Annotated in this window: 1 protein-coding gene; it reads left to right on the top strand. The window is 44.2% G+C overall.

Annotated elements, in window-relative coordinates; translation table 11 throughout:
- Positions 1-252 (top strand): hypothetical protein (locus tag FH871_RS34670; RefSeq protein ID WP_212768352.1); only part of this gene is annotated, 252 nt, incomplete at its 5' end.
- Positions 253-515: the final 263 nt, after the last annotated feature.

Genomic DNA, 515 nt, shown 5'->3' on the forward strand with positions numbered 1-515 from the left:
GCAGTAAAGCCTGAAGGAGTTAGTCTGTCCAAGGGACGAGAGCTCTTTGGCGGAAAACCTGTTTTAGGTGGTTTTGTCAATACTCAAGAGGGAGTGTTGTACAGTGGCAGTAAAGAGGAAGTTCAAGCGCGTGTGAAAGAACTTTTACAAGAAGCGGGTACGAGAGCCACTATTATTGGTGCTGACTGCACGATTCCAAGTGATATCGGCGCTGAGCGCATAGCTTGGGTAAAAGAAGCAGCTGCTTGGTAGAATGGAGGTCAATGGATGGCACAAAAAAATAACACAAAAAANCGGCGCTGAGCGCATAGCTTGGGTAAAAGAAGCAGCTGCTTGGTAGAATGGAGGTCAATGGATGGCACAAAAAAATAACACAAAAAAATGGTTCATAGCAGGCGGAATTCTTGTTTTACTTATTGGCGGTACCTTTATCGGCCGTCATTTTGCAGGACAAGGAGTTAATAGTGATAAGGTAACAACCTTAAAAATTGCCCATACGCAGAATTATGCTCCTT

The organism is Larkinella sp. C7, assembly GCF_006149005.1.
GTDB lineage: Bacteria > Bacteroidota > Bacteroidia > Cytophagales > Spirosomataceae > Larkinella.